This window comes from Kineococcus vitellinus (genome assembly GCF_009906315.1).
Lineage (GTDB): Bacteria > Actinomycetota > Actinomycetes > Actinomycetales > Kineococcaceae > Kineococcus > Kineococcus vitellinus.
Window position 1 is genome coordinate 1 of the sequence record NZ_JAAALL010000513.1, and the last position, 1,673, is coordinate 1,673.

Genomic DNA, 1,673 nt, shown 5'->3' on the forward strand with positions numbered 1-1,673 from the left:
CTCCCCGACCCGCCCCACCGCCGCAGAGAACGAGGCCGCCGTGTTCGAGTCCGTCCAGCCGCTGCTCGACGAGCACGCCGAGCTGGAGCGCCGGCTCGCCGACCCGGCCGTGCACGCCGACGCGGGCCTGGCCCGCGCGCTGGGCCGGCGCTACGCCGAGCTCGGCGCCGTCGTGGACGCCCACGCCACCTGGCGCGCCGCGCTCGAGGACGCCGGCGCGGCGCGCGAGCTGGCCGCCGAGGACACCTCCTTCGCCGCGGAGCTGCCCGCGCTGCAGCAGGCCGCCGACGAGGCCGCCGAGCGGTTGCGCCGGCTGCTGCTGCCCCGCGACCCCGACGACTCCCGCGACGTGATCCTGGAGATCAAGGCGGGGGAGGGCGGGGAGGAGTCCGCGCTGTTCGCCGGGGACCTGCTGCGCATGTACCTGCGCTACGCCGAGCGCCGGGGCTGGGCCACCGAGCTGCTGGGGACCACCCCCAGCGACCTCGGCGGCTACAAGGACGTCGCCGTCGCGGTCAAGGCGCGCGGTGCGGCGGCCGAGGGCGTCTGGCGGCGGCTGAAGTACGAGGGCGGTGTGCACCGCGTGCAGCGGGTGCCCGTCACGGAGTCGCAGGGACGCGTGCACACCTCCGCGGTCGGCGTGCTCGTCGTGCCGGAGGCCGAGGAGGTCGAGGTCGCCGTGGACCCGGGGGACCTGCGCATCGACGTCTTCCGCTCCTCCGGCCCCGGCGGGCAGAGCGTCAACACCACCGACTCGGCGGTGCGCATCACGCACCTGCCGACGGGCATCGTCGTCAGCTGCCAGAACGAGAAGTCGCAGCTGCAGAACCGCGAGCAGGCGATGCGCATCCTGCGCGCGCGGCTGCACGCCGCGGCCCAGGAGGCGGCGGACGCGCAGGCCTCGGCCGCGCGCCGCTCGCAGGTGCGCACGGTGGACCGCTCGGAGCGCGTGCGCACCTACAACTACGGCGAGAACCGCATCGCCGACCACCGCACGGGGTTCAAGGCCTACAACCTCGACGCCGTCCTCGACGGCGACCTGGACCCGGTGATCCAGTCGGCGGTGGACGCCGACGAGGCGGCCCAGCTGGCGACCGCGACGGGCTGACGCCGCGGACGTCGTTCCTACGCATCTCTTGCACGAACTACGCGGATGCGTAGTCTGGCGGCGTGGACGCGGAACGGCTCGACCTCCTGGAGAAGCGCCTCGCCGCGCTCGAGGCCGCGGTGGCGGATGGCGCGCACCCGCTCGAGGCCGACGCGTTCTGGGCCCTGCGCGAGCTGAAGCGCCGCGCCCAGGACCGTTCCCACGTCCTGTTCACCGGCAGCCTCACGCTGCCCACGGGTGCGCACTACGAGTGGCAGGAGACCGTCGAGGTCCCCGAGGTGCTCGAGGCCGACCCGACGCAGGTCGTCGCGGCGCTGTCCGCGCTGGCCCACCCCGTGCGGCTGCACCTGCTGCACGAGGTGCTGCACGGCCGGCGCACCGTCCCCGAGCTCTCCGAGGGCCTCGGCACCTCGGGGCAGCTCTACCACCACCTGCGCCAGCTCGTCGCCGAGGGCTGGCTGGCCACCTCCGGCCGGGGCGTCTACGACGTCCCCGCCGCCCGCGTCGTCCCGCTCCTCACCCTGCTCGCCACCGCCCGACCGAGGTGATCGCCGTGCTCCCCGCC

2 protein-coding genes are annotated in these 1,673 nt (G+C 75.3%); both read left to right on the forward strand.

The window, feature by feature from the left end; genetic code table 11:
- Positions 1–40 precede the first annotated feature (40 nt).
- The gene (gene prfA, locus GTQ99_RS22980; protein ID WP_166617977.1) at positions 41–1,108 is read left to right on the forward strand and encodes a peptide chain release factor 1; all 1,068 of its coding nucleotides are present in this window, start codon (positions 41–43) and stop codon (positions 1,106–1,108) included.
- A gap of 62 nt (positions 1,109–1,170) precedes the next feature.
- Positions 1,171–1,656 (forward strand): winged helix-turn-helix domain-containing protein, encoded by a 486-nt coding sequence (locus GTQ99_RS27335; RefSeq protein WP_166617978.1) that lies wholly within the window; start codon positions 1,171–1,173, stop codon positions 1,654–1,656.
- The last annotated feature ends 17 nt before the right edge of the window (positions 1,657–1,673 follow it).